Consider the following 17469-nt stretch of genomic DNA (forward strand, 5'->3'; position numbering starts at 1 on the left):
CCCGGGTACCCGGCCGCCGCACGGACCGACGCGAAAGGCGACAGAGGGAGCGCGGGCGATGAAGGCACTGACATGGCAGGGCAAGCGCGACGTCCGGGTCGAGGAGGTGCCCGACCCGCGCATCGAGGAACCGACCGACGCCGTCATCCGCGTGACCTCATCGGGTCTGTGCGGCTCCGACCTGCACCTCTACGAGGTACTCACCCCGTTCATGACCCCCGGCGACATCCTCGGCCACGAGCCGATGGGCATCGTCGAGGAGGTCGGCCCGGAGGTGACCGGCCTGAAACCGGGCGACCGGGTCGTCGTGCCGTTCCAGATCGCGTGCGGCCACTGCTACATGTGCGACAACGGCCTGCCCACGCAGTGCGAGACCACCCAGGTCACCGGCGAGGGCATGGGCGCCCCGCTGTTCGGCTACACGCGGCTGTACGGCGCGGTGCCCGGCGGCCAGGCCGAGTACCTGCGGGTGCCCCAGGCGCAGTACGGCCCGATCAAGGTGCCCGAGGGGCCCGCCGACGACCGCTTCGTCTACCTCTCCGACGTGCTGCCCACCGCGTGGCAGGCGGTCGCCTACGCCGAGGTGCCCAAGGGCGGCACCGTCGCGGTGCTCGGCCTCGGCCCGATCGGCGACATGGCCTGCCGCATCGCCCTGCTCAAGGGGGCCGGCCGGGTGTTCGGCGTGGACCTCGTGCCGGAACGGCTGCGGCGGGCCCGCGAGCGGGGCGTGGAGACCTTCGACCTGCGGGCGTTCGACAACGAGAAGGAACTGGTCGCCGCCATGCAGGAGGAGACCGGCGGCCGCGGCCCCGACGCCGTGATCGACGCGGTCGGCACCGAGGCGCACGGCGGGACCGTGGCCAAGCTGGTCCAGCAGGCCGCCGCGGTGATGCCCCGGTCCGTCAGCGGCCCGCTCGCGGAGCGTTTCAGCGTCGACCGGCTCTCCGCCCTGTACACCGCGATCGACCTGGTCCGCCGCGGCGGCACCATCTCGCTGTCCGGCGTGTACGGCGGCATGGCCGACCCGATGCCCCTGCTGACCATGTTCGACAAGCAGATCCAGCTGCGCATGGGGCAGGCCAACGTCCGCCGCTGGAGCGACGAGATCATCCCCCATCTGACCGACGACGACCCGCTCGGCGTCGACGACTTCGCCACCCACCGGGTGCCGCTCGCGGAGGCGCCGCGCGCGTACGAGATGTTCCAGAAGAAGCAGGACGGCGCGGTCAAGATCCTGATGAAGCCCTGACGCCCGACCCGCCCGGCCCGCCCGGAGGAGCGTTCACGGTCCGCCCAGGATCTCCGCGAGGTCGTAGCGGACCGGCTCCTCCAGCTGGGCGTAGGTGCAGCTCTCCGGGGTGCGGTCCGGGCGCCAGCGGCGGAAGCGGGCCGTGTGCCTGAAGCGCGCCCCGTTCTCCATGTGGTCGTAGGCCACCTCGACGACCCGCTCGGGCCGCAGCGGCACCCACGAGAGGTCCTTCTTCCCGGACCAGCGGCTCGGGGCACCCGGCAGCCGGGCCCCCTCGTGCGCCGACTCCTCGGCCCAGGCGGCCCACGGATGGCCCCGGGCGTCGTCCATGCGCAGCGGCTCCAGCTCCTCCACCAGCTCGGCCCGGCGCTTCATGGTGAAGGCCGCGCTGACCCCGACGTGCTGGAGCACACCCCGGTCGTCGTACAGGCCGAGCAGGAGCGAACCGACCACCGGCCCGCTCTTGTGCAGCCGGTAGCCGGCGACGACGACGTCGGCCGTGCGCTCGTGCTTGATCTTGTACATCGCCCGCTCGTCCTGCCGGTAGCGCCCGTCCAGCGGCTTGGCGACGACCCCGTCGAGCCCCGCGCCCTCGTACTGCTCGAACCACTGCCGGGCCACCTCGATGTCGTCCGTCGCCGGAGCCACGTGCACGGGCGGCGAGACCCCTTCCAGGGCCCGCACCAGCAGCGCCCGCCGGTCGGCCAGCGCCACGTCGAGCAGCGACTCGTCGTCCAGGGCCAGCAGGTCGAAGGCGACCAGGGAGGCGGGCGTCCGCTCGGCCAGCGTCCGCACCCGCGAGTCCGCCGGATGGATCCGCTCGGTCAGCGCGTCGAAGTCCAGATGCCCCTCCCGCGCGATCACGATCTCCCCGTCGACCACGCACCGCTCCGGCAACCGTTCGAGCACCGCCGCCACCAGCTCGGGAAAATACCTGGTCAAGGGCTTGCCGGTGCGGCTGCCCAGCTCGACCTCGTCCCCGTCCCGGAACACGATCGCCCGGAACCCGTCCCACTTGGCCTCGTAGTGCATCCCCGCCGGGATCTTCGCCACGGACTTGGCGAGCATCGGCTTCACGGGGGGCATGACGGGAAGATGCATGCTCCGACTCTATGAGCGGCGCGCGGCCCCCGCCTGATATGCGAAGCGCGCACCCTGCGCCTACCGTGGCTCGCATGGCGGAAGCGGTGGAGCTGGAGGCGGGCGGACGCAGCGTCAGGCTGTCCAGTCCGGGGAAGGTCTTCTTCCCGGAGCGCGGATACACCAAGCTCGACGTCGCCCGGTACTACCAGGCGGTGGCGCCCGGCATCCTGCGCGCGCTGCGCGACCGGCCCACCACCCTCCAGCGCTACCCGGACGGGGTGGGCGGCGAGTGGTTCTACCAGAAGCGCGCGCCCAAGGGCATGCCCGACTGGATCCCGACCGCGCACATCACCTTCCCCAGCGGGCGCAGCGCCGACGAGATGTGCCCCACCGAGGAGGCGGCCGTCCTGTGGGCCGCCCAGTACGGCACCCTCACCTTCCACCCCTGGCCGGTGCGGCGCGCCGACGTCGACCACCCCGACGAACTGCGCATCGACCTCGACCCGCAGCCCGGCACCGACTACGACGACGCGGCCCGCGCCGCCCACGAACTGCGCGGCGTGCTGGAGGAGTTCGGCGGGCTGCGCGGCTGGCCCAAGACCTCGGGCGGGCGCGGCATCCACGTCTTCGTGCCCATCGAGCCGCGCTGGACCTTCACCCAGGTGCGGCGGGCCGCCATCGCCGTCGGCCGGGAGATGGAACGGCGGATGTCCGACCGGGTGACCATCAAGTGGTGGAAGGAGGAGCGCGGCGAGCGCATCTTCATCGACTACAACCAGACCGCCCGGGACCGCACCATCGCCTCCGCCTACTCGGTGCGCCCCCGCCCGAACGCCCCGGTCTCCGCCCCGCTGACCTGGGACGAGGTGGGCGTCGCACACCCGCAGGACTTCGACATCACGACCATGCCCGCGCGCTTCGCCGAACTCGGCGACGTGCACGCGGGCATGGACGACCATCGGCACTCCCTCGACGCCCTGCTCGAACTGGCGACGAAGGACGAGCACGACCACGGGCTCGGCGACCTGCCGTACCCGCCCGAGTATCCGAAGATGCCCGGCGAGCCCAGCAGGGTGCAGCCGAGCCGGGCCAGGAAGCGCGCTCCCGGCCCGGACGGGCCTACAGCTCCTTGATGCGGACGTCCCGGTACGAGATCACGTCCGAGGTGCTGTGCACCTGGAGTCCGACGTAGCCGGAGGCGAAGCGCCGCCCGTCCGTGCCCGGGTCGTCCGAGCGCGGCGGGGTGAAGAGCTGGCCGCCGGTGTTGTCGAACTCGTTGATCAGCACTCCGTTGCGGAAGACCGAGTAGTGCTGGTCCTCCACCCGGATCTCGTAGTCGTTCCAGGTGCCCTTCTCCGTGACCCCCGCGCCGGCCAGGCCGACCCGGTCGAAGCCGTACACGGAGCCGGACTTGTACATGTCGCCGGTCGGGCCGTCGAACGCCTGGATCTCGTGCCCGTACTTGATGGCGACCCACTCCGGACGCGACTCCTCCGGGTGGTCGTGCACCTGCGGGAAGCGCACGAAGACGCCGCCGTTGGTGTTGGCCGTGCCCGGCGCGTCGTCACGCCACTGGAGCTTCAGCGAGAAGTTCCCGTACTTGCGCTCGGGGAACCACAGCATGCCCATGCCGGCCGTGCTGGTGCTGGAGGTGATCGACCCGTCCGCGTTCAGCGCGAACGAACCGCCGCCCACCTGCTCCCACTTGTCGAAGGACGCCTGGGTGCCGTCGAGGATCGCGCGGTAGCCCTCGTTCTGACCGGGCGTGCCGATCCCGGACTGCTTGGCGGCCTTGTTGATCGCCTTGACCTCGCGGCCGTCGACGACCCCCTCGTCCCGGAGGGTGTCCAGCACCTCGCGCACGTGCTTGAGGAAGAGCTGCTGCGACGACCACTCCTTCTCGTCCTCGATCATCTCGTTGATCCGGCACCGGTTGTTGGTGACGCGGTTCGGCACACCGGTGTCCACGGTGCCGACGATCACCGTCAGGCGCTCGTCGTACTCCGGGCAGGGCGGTGCCGGCACCCCGCCGGCCACGACCGTGAAGCTCACGCTCACCGGCTCGGAGGTGTTGCCCGCCTCGTCGCTCGCCCGGTACGCCACGGTGTGCCGGCCGACGCGGTCGACGACCACGGGGTCGGTGTACGCCAGGTAGGGCCCGGCGTCCAGGGAGTACTCGACACCGGCGACGCCGGAGCCGCCCTCGTCGGTGGCGCTGACGGTCACCTTCGCGCTGCCGACGTACGCGCCGGCGGAGTTCTTGGTGCCGTCCACGGTCGCGCCGGTCACCGGCGGGGTGGTGTCCTGCGGGGGAGCGGCGACCACGGTGAAGGCGACGCTCTTCTCCGCGGCGACGTTGCCCGCCTTGTCGGTGGCCCGGTAGCGGACCGTGTGCTCGCCCGCCTCGTGCACCATGACGGGCGCGGTGTACGCCTGCCAGGCGCCGTCGCCGACGGCGTACTCGATGGTGTTGACGCCGGAACCGGTGTCGGAGGCGGTGACGGTCACCGTCGCCATGTCGATGTAGGCGCCGTCCGGGTTCTTCTCGCCGCTGACCGTCGCCGAGGTCTCCGGCGCGGTCGTGTCGTCGGTGTCGGGCGCGACCACCGTGAAGTCGACGCTCTTCTCGGCGGCCGCGTTGCCCGCCTTGTCGAACGCCCGGTAGCGCACCGTGTGGTCGCCGACCTGGTCGACGACGACCGGCGTGGTGTACGGCTGCCAGGCGCCGTCCGCACCGATCGCGTACTCGACCCGGTCGACGCCCGAGCCGCCGGCCTCGTCGGTGGCGGCGACGGTCACGCTCGCCGAACCGACGTACTGCCCGTCGGCGTTCTGCGTGCCGCCCACCTCGGCCGAGGTCTCCGGCGCCGTGGTGTCCTCGCCGCCACCGCCCTCGGTCACGGTGAGCACGCCCGTCATCTGGCCGTGCCCGGGGATCGTGCAGTGGTACATGTACTTGCCCGGGGTCAGGGTGACCTCGGCGGTGTGCTTGCCGCCCTGGGCGTCGCCCGGGTTGGCGAGGATGTTCAGCTGGACGTCGCTGTTGTACTCCGGGTCGCTGGTCATGAACGTCAGCGTGTGCGGCATGCCCGTGGTGTTGCCGGTCGCCTCACTGTTCTCGAAGACGATCGTGGCCGGTCCGGCCACCGCCGTCTCCGGCGCGGACGTGTACTTGGTGATGTCGTCGCCCGCGGTCCAGGTCAGGACCTGGTCGGCCGCCTCGGCCCGCGGCGCCGGCCGCCCGTCCTGGGCGGACGCCGTCTGCAGTCCGAGCATCATCAGCAGGCCCGCCAGCAGCGCGGCCCACATTCTTCGTTGGCGTATCACTCGGTCCCCCTCGCCAGCTGTCCGGCGGCCGGCGTCGGTCCGCCGCCCTCGTAGGTGACCCGCCACAGCGCCGACTTGGCGTCCGAGGTGAAGAAGCCGCGGCCGTAGTCCAGGACGTACAGCGCGCCGTCCGGGCCGAACTTCCAGCCCATCAGGTTCTTGATGCCGTCGTTGCCGATCGGCACGATCTTCTTCAGGGACTCCGAGTGCACCGGCAGACCGCCGTCGCCCTGGGTCTTCGGGTCCATCAGCACCGCGTTGCGCGGCTGGTCGGAGTCGTAGAAGTCACCGACGAACCACTTGCCGTCCCAGTAGGCCGGCCACTTGGTGGTGCTGGTGCTGTCCGCGTCGTAGCGGTAGACCGGGCCGTTCATCGCGGCCTGGCCGCCGCCCTTGAGCCAGGGCAGCTTGTAGGTGGCCTCGTCCTGCTTGTACGAGGGGACGCCGTTCTCGTCGCGCGGGAAGTCGGGGCCGCCGCCCTGGGGCGAGTACCAGATGTTGTTGCCGGTCACCGGCGGCAGGTTGACCAGGCCGTCGTTGTTCGGCGACTCGTTCTTCGGGGCGTCGCAGTCGTACCAGCCCAGCGGCTTGGTCGGGTCCGGCAGGTTCCGGTCCCGGTAGGGCTGCTTGTTGCCCATGCAGTACGGCCAGCCCCGGTTGCTCGCCTTGGTGATGGTGGCGAACGTGTCGTACTTCGCCGGGCCCCACGTGGTCGAGGGAGCGCCGGCGTCCGGGCCGACCCAGCCGGCGTAGAGGGTGTCGGTGGCCTTGTCGACGGAGATGCGCGCCGGGTTGCGGACGCCCATCACGTAGATCTCGCCCCGCGTCTTGCCGCCGCCCTCGGCGGTCTCCTTGCCGGTGAAGAGGTTGCCCTCGGGGAGCGTGTAGGTCCCGTCCGGCTCCGGGTGGATGCGCAGGATCTTGCCGTTGAGGTTGTTGGTGTTGCCCGCGGTGCGGCGCGCGTCCGCGAAGGAGACGCCCTTGAAGTTGGGCTGCGGGTTGTTGCCGGAGTAACCGTCGCTGAAGCCACTGGAGTTGTTGTCACCGGTGGCGATGTACAGGTTCCCCTTGGAGTCCCAGGCCATCCCGCCGCCCGCGTGGCAGCAGCTGTGGATCTGCACCGGCCACTTCAGCAGCACCTTCTCGCTGCCCAGGTCCAGCTTGTTGGTCGCCTGGTCCAGGGTGAAGCGCGAGACGCGCCGCTCGGCCATGTGGGTGTCGCGGTTGATCTGCGAGTGCGGCGTGTAGTGCAGGTACACCCAGCCGTTCTCGGCGAAGGCGGGGTCCAGCTCGATGCCGAGCAGGCCCTCCTCCACCTTGACCAGCTCGTCGCCGCCGCCCTTGTTGCCGAAGACCGTCAGGGCTCCGGCCAGGGTGACCTTCTTGGTCTTCGGGTCGTAGACGTGGACCTCGCCCTTGCCCTTGCCGATGTCGGGGTTGTTCCAGTCGGTGATCACCGGCTGGGAGGAGTCGGCACCGCCGCGGCCGATGTAGAAGACCCGTCCGTCGGACGCGGTGACCAGGCCGTGCGGTTCGCCGATCTGGTCGTTCTGGCCCGCCTGGTTGGGCTGGGTCAGCCGCTCGGCCTTGTAGTTGCCGGTGATGGTGGCCTTGCAGTCGGCCTGCGCCAGCCGCGACGTCCACAGCAGGGCGCCGCGCAGGTGGGTGCGGAACTCCGTCTCGTCGTACGACGACACGGTGCCGCCCATGCCCGTGTAGAAGGACCGGCCGCCGTCGTAGTCCCGGCACCAGCTGACCGGGTGGTCCCAGCCGTTGGCGCTCGCCCCGGGCACGTACGTCGACTCCCGCACCCGGGCGACGGTGTGGACGTCACCGGACGGGTTCTGCTGCCAGTTGAGCCACTCGTCGGGCCGCTTCCACTCCGCCGGCAGGTCCTTGGCGGCCGGATGGCGCCGGTCGCCGACCTCGACGGTGGCCCGCTGGACCTTGGTGGGGCTGGAGGCGGCGGGGCGAGCGCCGACCAGACCGGTGAACCAGTCCGAGTACGGCTCCGCGCGGGCCGCGTCGTGGACGCCGACGAATCCGCCGCCGGCCTCCATGTACGCCTCCAGGCCCGCCTCCTGCGCCGGATCGAGGACGTCGCCGCCCCCGGTCAGGAACACGATGGCGTTGAAGCGGCCCAGCTTCTTCTCGTTGGTGAAGACCGAGGCGTTGTCCGTGGCCTCGACCGTGAAGCGCTCGTTCGCCGGGCCGGACTGCCCGATCCGCTCGATGGCCGCGATCCCCGCGTTCACGACCGGCGACTCCTCGCCGGACGCGGCGGAACCGTAGAACACCAGCACACGCACGTTGGAGCCGCCCGGGGGCGACTTGATCGACATCGTTGTCAGGGACGGGTCCGGCGCCGGACGTGCGCTGGCGCTAGGGCCGGCCAGCAGTCCCGCGGCGACGAAACCGGCGGTGGCGAACGCCGCCCACCCTCTTCTTCTCGCGCTCAACCCTCTCAAGGGCATGTGCTCCTCCTCGGTCACGGCAGCAGCGCCAAGGAAGCTAGACCTCTTTGCGCGGTTCGCCAATAGGTATGACCGGGATCCAACGAACTTTGTCCTGAGTGTGGATAAACGCGGCGGCAGCCGGTACGGTCCCACAGGCTCATCACAGCCAATCAGTACTACGGCTCCGCAAATTCCGTAACTGCGTGGGGAGTTCGGCATGGACAGGCGAGGCTTCAACCGACGGGTACTGCTGGGCGGCGCGGCCGTCGCGACATCGTTGTCCATCGCTCCGGAGACCGCAGGCGCAGCCGGGGACGCCAAGGCGGTCAGTGCGCGGACGGCGCCCGCCGGGGGCGAGGTGAGACACATCAAGATGTACGCCGAGAAGCTGGCGGACGGTCAGATGGGCTACGGCTTCGAGAAGGGCAAGGCCTCCGTCCCCGGGCCCCTGATCGAGCTGAACGAGGGCGACACGCTCCACATCGAGTTCACCAACACCATGGACGTGCGCGCCAGCCTCCACGTGCACGGCCTGGACTACGAGATCTCCAGCGACGGCACCGCGATGAACAAGAGCGACGTCGAGCCCGGCGGCACCCGGACCTACACCTGGCGCACCCACAAGCCGGGACGGCGCGCGGACGGCACCTGGCGCTCGGGCAGCGCCGGTTACTGGCACTACCACGACCACGTCGTCGGCACCGAGCACGGCACGGGCGGCATCCGCAACGGCCTCTACGGGCCGGTGATCGTGCGCCGCAAGGGCGACGTGCTGCCGGACGCCACGCACACCATCGTCTTCAACGACATGCTCATCAACAACCAGAAGCCCCACACCGGTCCCAACTTCGAGGCCACCGTGGGCGATCGCGTCGAGATCGTCATGATCACGCACGGCGAGTACTACCACACCTTCCACATGCACGGTCACCGCTGGGCCGACAACCGCACCGGCATGCTCACCGGTCCCGACGACCCCACGCAGGTCATCGACAACAAGATCACCGGACCGGCGGACTCCTTCGGCTTCCAGATCATCGCGGGGGAGGGGGTGGGGGCAGGCGCGTGGATGTACCACTGCCACGTGCAGAGCCACTCCGACATGGGGATGGTGGGACTGTTCCTGGTGAAGAAGACGGACGGCACGATCCCGGGCTACGACCCGCACGAGCACGCCCACGGCGGCGGTGAGCAGACCGCCGAGGCACCCGCGCACCAGCACTGAGAGCCGCGCGGAGCACCCTCTTCGCCTCCGGCGGCTGCGGCTATCCTGAGCCGCAGCCGCCGACGAGGAGCCAGCGAGTGAGCGAGACAGTGCCCCGCCCCACACTGGAGGCCGTGGCCGAGCGCGCCGGGGTCTCGCGGGCCACCGTGTCCCGTGTGGTCAACGGGGCGCACGGGGTGCGCGACGCGCTGGCCGACCGGGTCCGGCGCGCGGTGGAGGAACTCGGCTACGTGCCCAACCAGGCCGCCCGCAGCCTGGTGACCCGACGGCACGACGCCGTCGCCGTCGTCGCCGCGGAACCGGAGACCCGGGTCTTCGCCGACCCCTACTTCGCCCAGCAGTTGCGCGGCATCAGCAAGGAACTGACGGCGCACGACAACCAGTTGGTGCTGCTGCTCACGGAGGGCCGCGAGGACCACGCCCGGGTCGGCCGCTACCTGGCCGGCGGGCACGTCGACGGCGCCCTCGTCTTCTCCCTGCACCTGCACGACCCGCTGCCCGGTCTGGTGCGCGGGGCAGGGGTGCCGACCGTGTTCGGCGGGCGCCCCGACTGGGAGGACGACGGGGGCGACGTGGTGTACGTCGACAGCGACAACCGCGGCGGCGCCCGCGCGGCCGTCCGCCACCTGGCCGGCCTCGGCCGCACCCGGATCGCGCACATCACCGGCCCGCTCGACCAGACCTCCGCCGCCGACCGGCTGGCCGGCTTCCGCGACGTCCGGGCCGGCGCCGACCCCGGGCTGGTCGCGCACGGCGACTTCACCCCCGGCGGCGGCGAGCGGGCCATGCGGGAGCTGCTCGACCGGTGCCCGGACCTGGACGCCGTGTTCGCGGCCAACGACCTCACCGCCGCCGGCGCCCTGCGGGTGCTGCGCGAGCGGGGGAGGCGGGTGCCGGACGACGTGGCGGTGGTGGGCTTCGACGACATGCTGCCCGTCGCCGAGCAGACCGACCCGCCGCTGACCACCGTCCGGCAGGACATCGAGGAGATGGGCCGCCTGATGGCCCGCCTGCTCCTGCGCGGCCTCGACCCCCGCGCGGCCGACGCCACCCCGGAGACGGTGCCCACGGCCCCGGGCACGCCCGGCGTCATCCTGCCGACCACGCTGGTCCGGCGCGCCAGCGCGTGAGCACGCGGATCAGCTGCCCGCCTCGCCTCCGGCGCCCGTCCCGCCACCGGCGAACCGGCGTAGCCCGCGCCTGACGGTGCTCGGCGTCCTGCCCGGCAGGTCGCCCGCGCCTGACGGTGCTTGGCGTCCTGCCCGGCCCGGCCCTCCTCCGACCGGCCACCCTGCATTCCGCCGATCCGGGCCCCGGCACGCGGACCCGGGACCCGCCTCGCCCCCCTCGGTGCCGGGGCCCCGGCGTCCCTACCCCTGCCGCGGCAGGGGCCTGAGGACCGCGAAGCGGGCTCCGGACGGGTCCGCGATCCTGGCCACGCGGCCGACGTCCGGGATGTCGGAGGGTGCCATCGCCACCGTGCCGCCCAGCTCGCGGGCGCGCGCGACCGTGGCGTCCGTGTCGTCCACCGCGAAGTACGGCAGCCAGCCGGACTCGGTCGGCTCCGGGTCGTCGGCGAGCGCGACGACGCCGCCGAACATGGCGTCCTCGCCCTGCCCGCCCGGGTTGACCGAGGTGTACGAGCCGCCGGGGAAGGACACCGCCGACGTCTCCAGCCCCAGCACCGCGCGGTAGTACGCGGCGGCGGCCGCGACGTCCGCCGTGTGCAGCTCGACCCAGCACAGGGCGCCGCTCTCGCCGACCACGCCCAGACCCGGCAGCCCCGCCGGCTGCCAGACGCCGAACGGCAGCCCGGCCCGGTCGGCGAGGATCGCCATGGTGCCCTGGTCCATCACGTCCATGGGCTGCGCGAGCACACCTCCGTGGGCCTGACCGGAGGCCTGCGCCGCGGCCCGGGCGTCCGGGGCCTGGAAGTACACCGTCCAGGACGGCGGACCCTGCTCGGCCGTGGTCCGCATGCCGCCGGCCGCGATCCTGCCGTCCAGTTCGAAGAAGCCGTAGCCCCCGGCCTCCGGGCCCGCCGAGCGGAACCGCCAGCCGAAGAGGCCGCCGTAGAAGGCCGTGACGCGGTCGAGGTCGGACGCGCCGACGTCGACCCAGTTCGGGGCGCCGGTGACGTAACGGGTGGTGAGCATGATCGCCCTCCTCGGAAGGGTCCCGTTGCCTGCACTGCCGAGTCTTCCACCGACCACCGGCCCGCGCTTCCGCGCGCCGCCGTGCGCCACGGCGTGCCGCGGAGGACCATCCGGAGGGGGCGGGCCCGCCGGCCGCGTTGATCCGGCGTTGAGGGAACGTTTTTCGCCGCCCGGCACGCTCCTGTGCATGCAGATGGAGACGATCGCCACGCCGGACCTCGACTGGCAGGAGGAGGCGTTGTGCGCACAGACCGGAGCCGAGTTCTTCTTCCCCGAACCCGGCAGCTCCGTACGGGACGCGAAGCGGATCTGCGCCCTCTGCCCGATCCGCCCGGCCTGCCTGGACTTCGCGCTGAGCAACGACGAGCGTTTCGGAGTGTGGGGCGGACTGTCGGAGAAGGAACGGCTGGAGCTGCGGCGCGCCACCCGCTGAGCGCCGCTCTCCCGCCCGGCCCGACCCGCAGGTAATTCGCTGTGCCGGGCCCGCCCCGGCAGGCAGAATCCCCGCATGGCACGAACCGCGGTCCAGCACGAGGCCGACAGTCTGCTGCACGCCCTCGACCCCCTCTCCCATCCTTCGCGCATGCGCGAACTCGTCGCGCGCGCCGGTGAGTCGACCGATGCGCGGGCCCTGCTCGCCGAGCTGGAGACGCGCGGCCCCTACGGGCGCCGCCTCGCCGTCGTCGCCGCGTCCGCCGCGCGCGACACCGGGTGGATCGCGGACCGGATCGCCGATCCGGACCCGTACGTGCGCGGCCACGCCCTGCGGGTCGCCGACAGCCTGGGCGTCCCGGACGCCGCGTTCGAGGCGGGCCTCGACGACGCCTCGGAGGCGGTCCGCCGCGCCCTGCTCCGCGCCGTCGTCGCCGGCGGGCGCACCGGCCTCGCCGACCGCCTGGTCGACGGCGTGCGCCGCGACCGGGGCGACACCGAGGCCACCCGCCTGCTGCCGGGCTGCACCGCGCCGACGGTCGCCCGGCTGCTCCCGGCGCTGCTGTACGCGGTGCGGGCCTGGTCGCCGCTGGCCAAGCGGCACCGCGCGGCGCTCCTCGGAGCCCTGGAGCGGGAGCTGACCGCGCTGCCCGAGGCCCGCCGCGACACCTGGTGGCGCCGGTACGCGCACCCGATGTGCGTCCTCGCCCCCGCCGAACCGGCCCGGGTGCTCGTGCTGCTGGAGGAGTACGGGCCGGACCGGCTGCCGCACGAACTGCTCGGCGTGCTCCCCGCGTTCGCCGCGGCGGACCCCCGGCGGACGCTGCGCCTGCTCCCCACCCCCGCCTGGAGCGCCGTCACCGGCGTGCACCGCCTGGGCCGCACGGTCCTGCACCGGCTGACCCGGTGGGACTCGCCCGAACTCCTAGCCTACGCCCGCTTCCTGCTGCCCCGCGGCGACCTGCCGCGGCTGCTGAAGGCGCTCCCGCCGGCCCGGCGCCCCGGCCTGTACGAGGCCGTCCGCGAGGGACGGGGGACCGGCGCCGTCCTGGTCGACGAGCCGCTCCTCGAGGTGCTGCCGCGCCCCGAGGCCGCCCGGGAGGCGCGCGAGGCGGCGGCACGCGCGCGCGAGGCCGGCGCCGGCGCGTACGCGGTGCTGACCGCCGAGTCCTTCCTGCCGGTGGCCGAGGTCCACGACCGGCTGCTGGCGGCCACCGCCCGCCCCGACGCCGACGACCGGGCCCACGCCTGGCGCCTGCTGATCCGCAACGCCGCCCGCTCCGGCGACCCGGCCGCCGTCACCGCCGTACTGCGGGACATGGCGAGGCTGGCCAACGAACAGGACCCGGTGCGCTGCGCCGCGCTGCGAGCGGCGGAGCGCGTCCCCGCCGCCCTGTTCACCGAGGAGGCCGCCGAGCACCTGGACGGCGTCGCCACCGACGCCGTCCAGGCCCGCGACTCCTCGCCCGACACCCGCCGCCTGCTCAGCGGCCTCGCCCTGGGCGTCCTGCGCGAGCACGCGGCCGGCGGCACGCGCGACCTGGTCAACTGGGCGCTGCGCACCCTCGTACGCATATCCGGCACCACCGGCGGCGCCGATCTCGGCCGCCTCGACCGCACCCTGCGACGCGGGCAGGAACAGCAGGTGTACGAGGCGCTGCGCCCGTGGATCGAGGCCGGGGCCGAGAAGTCCGACTACGGCCTGGTCTTCGCGCTCGCCCGCGCGGTGGGCCCCCGCGCCGCCGGCCTGCCCGAACTCCAGGACCTGCTCTGGCAGGCCGTCCGGTACGGCAACGACACCACCGCGCGCACCGCTGTGGGCCTGTGGCTCGAACCGACCGCCACCCGCGACGAACGCGCGGCCCGCCTCCTCGCCCACGAGCCGTCGGCGGCCGTGCTGGCGCCGGTGCGCGACGTGCTCGTCCGGCGCCGCACCGACCTGCTCGACCCGCTGCTCGGGGAGACTCCGCCGTACGGCCGGTTCCTCACCGAGGGCGCGCGCTGGTCCCTGCGGGCCGACCCGCACGAGGTGAGCCGATGGGTGCCGCGCCAGCAACGGGCCCTGCTGCGCCGGTACGCGGCGTGCGCGGCCGACGCCGGACTGCCCCTGAACGCGCGGGCGGGCGCCCTGACCGGGGCCGCGGCGATACCCGACGAGGGAGCCGCCCTGCTGCGCCGCTGGACCGGATCCGCGGAGGTCGTCCTCGCCGAGGCCGCGCTCGCCGCCCTGGCCGGCAGCGACCGGGCCGCCGAGTCACTGCCCGAACTGCTGGCCCACGCGGGCGGCGACCGGGCGCGCGTGGCCGTGTACGCGGTCACCCGCGCGTCCCGGCAGGCGCCTCCCTCGGTCCTCGCCGGGCACCTGCGGGAGGTGCTGCGGGCGCCGGAGGCCAAGGTCACCAGCCGCAAGGAGGCCGTCCGGCTCGCCGCGGTCCGGCTGCCCGTGCCGGACGCCGCGGCCCTGCTCACGGAGGTCTACGGCTGCCCCGGCACCCACCCGGACGTCCGCGCCGCCTGCGTCGCCTTCACCGGGCGGCTGCTCGCGCACGAGGAGGTCTGGGACCTGCTGCGCGACGCGGCCGGCGGAGCCACGGTCCTGCGGACCGCCCTGGTGCGGGCCCTGCCGCTCGACCTGCCCGAGGACCACCGCACCCGCTACGCCGCCCTGGTGCGCGACGTCGCCGCCGTCTCCGGCGCGGACCCGGCCGCCGGGATCCTCGCCTTCCAGGCGCTGGCCCGCTGGGCGCCCTGGTCGCCCGAGGCACCCGGCGTGCTGGCCGCGGCGGTCACGGACCTCGCGAACCGCGGGACCTGGGCGGCCGCGGCGGGCGCCCTGACCGAGGCGGCGTCGAGCACCCCGCACGGACTGGCCGGCCTGCTGGACGCGCTGTCCACCCTGGCGGGGACCGAGGCCGGGGCGGGTGAGGACGCGGAGGAGACACGTGACCGGCCCGCCCACCGCCGCGTCGAGGCGCTCGTCGCGCGGCTCGGTACCCGCTACTCGCCCCGCCCGGACGCGCTCCGTCCGGCCGCCCTGGCCGCAGCCGAGCTGCTGGCCGGGTACGACGCCCACCTGGCGCGGGCCGCCGTCCTCGCCGCGCACCACGTCGACCTGAACGCCGCAACGCCCCATCTGGACCGGGTGGCCGGCCTGGCGGGGCCCGACCGGCCGGTGCTCGCGGAACGGGTCGCCGGCACGCTGCGGGAGCGCCTGGAGAGCCGGGACCAGCCGGGGGACCCCGTGGTCCTGCTCGCCGAGGCTCGGGCGCTGGCCGCACACGGAGACCACGCCCGGGGGCTGGTCGCGGTGGCCGTCACCGGCGCGCTGGGCGACCGGGAGGACTGGCCGGCCCCCTGGCGCGCACTGCTGCGCGCCCTGCGCCGGCATCCCGTGCCCGACGTGCGCGACGCGGCGCTGGAGGAGAGGACGGCCCACGAGTGAGGGCCCACGAGTGACGGCCGCGGGTGTCCCGCGGCCGTCACTCGTGGGCGGGGCCGTCGGTGCCGGCCCGGCCGGTCGCCCGGCCGATGGGTCAGCCGGCCGCGCGGGCCGCCATCCGCGCCTTGCGCGCCGCCAGCTTCTCGTCGAACTTGGCGGCCTCGGAGTCCAGCCCGCCCATGTACAGCCCCAGCTCCTCCTGGGCCCGCACACCGTCCGGGCCGAGCCCGTCGATCTCCAGGACCCTCAGGAAGCGCAGCACCGGCTGGATCACGTCGTCGTGGTGGATGCGCAGGTTGTATACCTCGCCGATCGCCATCTGCGCGGCGGCCCGTTCGAAGCCGGGCATGCCGTGACCGGGCATCCGGAAGTTGACGACCACGTCCCGCACGGCCTGCATCGTGAGGTCGGGCGCGAGCTCGAACGCCGCCTTGAGCAGATTGCGGTAGAAGACCATGTGCAGGTTCTCGTCGGTCGCGATGCGGGCCAGCATGCGGTCGCAGACCGGGTCGCCGGACTGGTGGCCGGTGTTGCGGTGCGAGATGCGGGTGGCCAGCTCCTGGAAGGCGACGTAGGCCACCGAGTGCAGCATCGAGTGCCGGTTGTCCGACTCGAAGCCCTCACTCATGTGGGCCATCCGGAACTCCTCCAGCTTGTCCGGGTCGACCGCGCGGGAGGCGAGCAGGTAGTCGCGCATCACGATGCCGTGCCGGCCCTCCTCGGCGGTCCAGCGGTGCACCCAGGTGCCCCAGGCGCCGTCCCGGCCGAAGAGGCTGGCGATCTCGTGGTGGTAGCTGGGGAGGTTGTCCTCGGTCAGCAGGTTGACCACCAGCGCGATCCGGCCGATCTCGGTGACCTTGGACTGCTCCTTCTCCCAGGCCTCGCCGTCCTCGAAGAGCCCCGGGAAGTTCCGCCCGTCGCTCCACGGCACGTACTCGTGCGGCATCCAGTCCTTGGCGACCTTGAGATGCCGGTTGAGTTCCTTCTCGACCACTTCCTCCAGCGCGTACAGCAGCCGGGCGTCGGTCCAGTCGGCGGAGGAGCCGAGGTGCGGGGAGACGATCGTCACGGATAACTCCAGGGGACGTGCGACAGTGCGGAGCGGCCGGCGAGCGGTGCCGGGAACCTACGGGATCGTAGGCTACGAAACCGTAGGTTACGAGGGCGTAGGTTAAACGCCCTGTAAAGGGCGCTGATCAGCCAGGGTCCCGTGGGGCGCGCCGGGGTGCCGAGACACGCAGGTCCCGGCGCCGGACGGGTGTTCTACCGGCGAGTTCAGGAGTACAGCTCGCGCAGCCGGACCGAGAGGCATGTCACACAGCCCTCGAGTTTCTCGAACTCCCCGATGTCGACGAGGACGGGGTCGTGGCCGAGGCCGGCGAGCAGTTCCGCCGTCTTCGGGGCGCTCGCCGCCATCAGCAGTCTGTCCCCGCCGAGCAGCACCACGTGCGCCCCGGACTCCTCCGGCACCGGCAGGAACCGCGGGAACAGCGACGGCACGTCGGTCTGCGGGAGGTGTCCGAGGACCGTGCCGTCCGGCAGCGCGGTCACCGCCGACTTCAGGTGCAGCACCCTGCTCACCGGTACGGCGACGACCCGGGCGCCCAGTGGCTCGAACACGGCCCGCAGCTGCCGCACCCCGGCCGCGTTGGTGCGCCCGCCGCGCCCCACGTAGACCGTGTCGCCGATCTTCAGGACGTCGCCGCCGTCGAGCGTGCCGGGCTCCCAGATCCAGTTGACCGAGCAGCCGAGCCGGGCCACGGCCTCCTCGACGCCGGCCGTCTCCGCCCGCCGGGACTCGGCGCCGGGCCGCGTGATCAGGGCGACGTTGCGGTACATGACGACCGCGTCCTCGACGAACACCGAGTCGGGGCACTCGTCGGCGGGGTCCACCTCCAGCGTCTCCCAGCCGTTCGCCGCCAGGGCCTCGACGTAGGCGTCCCACTGCTCGACCGCCAGGGCGTGGTCGACCGGCTCCCGCTCCAGGTGCGTCACCAGGCCTTCCGCGAGCCTGGGGCCGGGGCGGCGGACGAGGGCCTTCTTGCTGGGCACGCGGGGGCCTTCCGTGTCGGCGCCGGACGGTCGGGCGCCGGTGGCCCGGC

General features: G+C 73.1%; 12 protein-coding genes. 6 read left to right on the plus strand and 6 right to left on the minus strand.

Translation table 11 applies throughout. The features are described from left to right. Positions 1–58: 58 nt before the first annotated feature. Complete coding sequence (locus IE108_RS28460; RefSeq protein ID WP_064730789.1) at positions 59–1249, plus strand: zinc-dependent alcohol dehydrogenase; 1191 nt, start codon at positions 59–61, stop codon at positions 1247–1249. A gap of 33 nt (positions 1250–1282) precedes the next feature. On the opposite strand, the gene IE108_RS28465 is transcribed toward IE108_RS28460, so the two are convergent. Further along, complete coding sequence (locus IE108_RS28465) at positions 1283–2350, minus strand: ATP-dependent DNA ligase (RefSeq protein WP_064730790.1); 1068 nt, start codon at positions 2348–2350, stop codon at positions 1283–1285. A 74-nt stretch (positions 2351–2424) separates the two neighbouring features. On the opposite strand from IE108_RS28465, the gene ligD reads away from it, so the two are divergent. Beyond that, complete coding sequence (gene ligD / locus IE108_RS28470; protein ID WP_064730791.1) at positions 2425–3465, plus strand: non-homologous end-joining DNA ligase; 1041 nt, start codon at positions 2425–2427, stop codon at positions 3463–3465. Here the strand turns inward: ligD and IE108_RS28475 are convergent. Next, positions 3452–5641, minus strand: coding sequence for an OmpL47-type beta-barrel domain-containing protein (locus IE108_RS28475; RefSeq protein WP_064730792.1), 2190 nt, complete (start codon positions 5639–5641; stop codon positions 3452–3454). The genes ligD and IE108_RS28475 overlap by 14 nt on opposite strands. Before the next feature lie 14 nt (positions 5642–5655). After that, positions 5656–8133: a ThuA domain-containing protein gene (locus tag IE108_RS28480; RefSeq protein ID WP_189397782.1), complete on the minus strand. Its 2478-nt coding sequence runs from the start codon at positions 8131–8133 to the stop codon at positions 5656–5658. A gap of 199 nt (positions 8134–8332) precedes the next feature. On the opposite strand from IE108_RS28480, the gene IE108_RS28485 reads away from it, so the two are divergent. Then, the gene (locus IE108_RS28485) at positions 8333–9340 is read left to right on the plus strand and encodes a multicopper oxidase domain-containing protein (RefSeq protein WP_064730794.1); all 1008 of its coding nucleotides are present in this window, start codon (positions 8333–8335) and stop codon (positions 9338–9340) included. Positions 9341–9417: 77 nt separating this feature from the next. After that, positions 9418–10470 (plus strand): LacI family DNA-binding transcriptional regulator, encoded by a 1053-nt coding sequence (locus IE108_RS28490; protein ID WP_064730795.1) that lies wholly within the window; start codon positions 9418–9420, stop codon positions 10468–10470. Positions 10471–10710: 240 nt separating this feature from the next. On the opposite strand, the gene IE108_RS28495 is transcribed toward IE108_RS28490, so the two are convergent. Then, positions 10711–11496, minus strand: coding sequence for a VOC family protein (locus tag IE108_RS28495; RefSeq protein WP_064730796.1), 786 nt, complete (start codon positions 11494–11496; stop codon positions 10711–10713). Positions 11497–11683: 187 nt separating this feature from the next. Between IE108_RS28495 and IE108_RS28500 the strand changes: the two genes are divergently transcribed. Together IE108_RS28500 and IE108_RS28505 are read left to right on the plus strand one after the other, a co-directional pair. Next, positions 11684–11929, plus strand: coding sequence for a WhiB family transcriptional regulator (locus IE108_RS28500; RefSeq protein WP_064730797.1), 246 nt, complete (start codon positions 11684–11686; stop codon positions 11927–11929). Between the two features lie 75 nt (positions 11930–12004). Beyond that, complete coding sequence (locus IE108_RS28505; protein ID WP_064730798.1) at positions 12005–15370, plus strand: hypothetical protein; 3366 nt, start codon at positions 12005–12007, stop codon at positions 15368–15370. A gap of 91 nt (positions 15371–15461) precedes the next feature. On the opposite strand, the gene IE108_RS28510 is transcribed toward IE108_RS28505, so the two are convergent. Next, positions 15462–16436 carry an acyl-ACP desaturase gene (locus IE108_RS28510; protein ID WP_064730799.1) on the minus strand — a complete coding sequence of 325 codons (975 nt, stop codon included), beginning with the start codon at positions 16434–16436 and terminating at the stop codon, positions 15462–15464. A gap of 206 nt (positions 16437–16642) precedes the next feature. Beyond that, positions 16643–17419 carry a dimethylargininase gene (gene ddaH / locus IE108_RS28515; RefSeq protein WP_064732050.1) on the minus strand — a complete coding sequence of 259 codons (777 nt, stop codon included), beginning with the start codon at positions 17417–17419 and terminating at the stop codon, positions 16643–16645. Positions 17420–17469 lie beyond the last annotated feature (50 nt).

Origin of the sequence: Streptomyces parvulus (genome assembly GCF_014648855.1) — a bacterium.
Classification (GTDB): domain Bacteria; phylum Actinomycetota; class Actinomycetes; order Streptomycetales; family Streptomycetaceae; genus Streptomyces; species Streptomyces parvulus.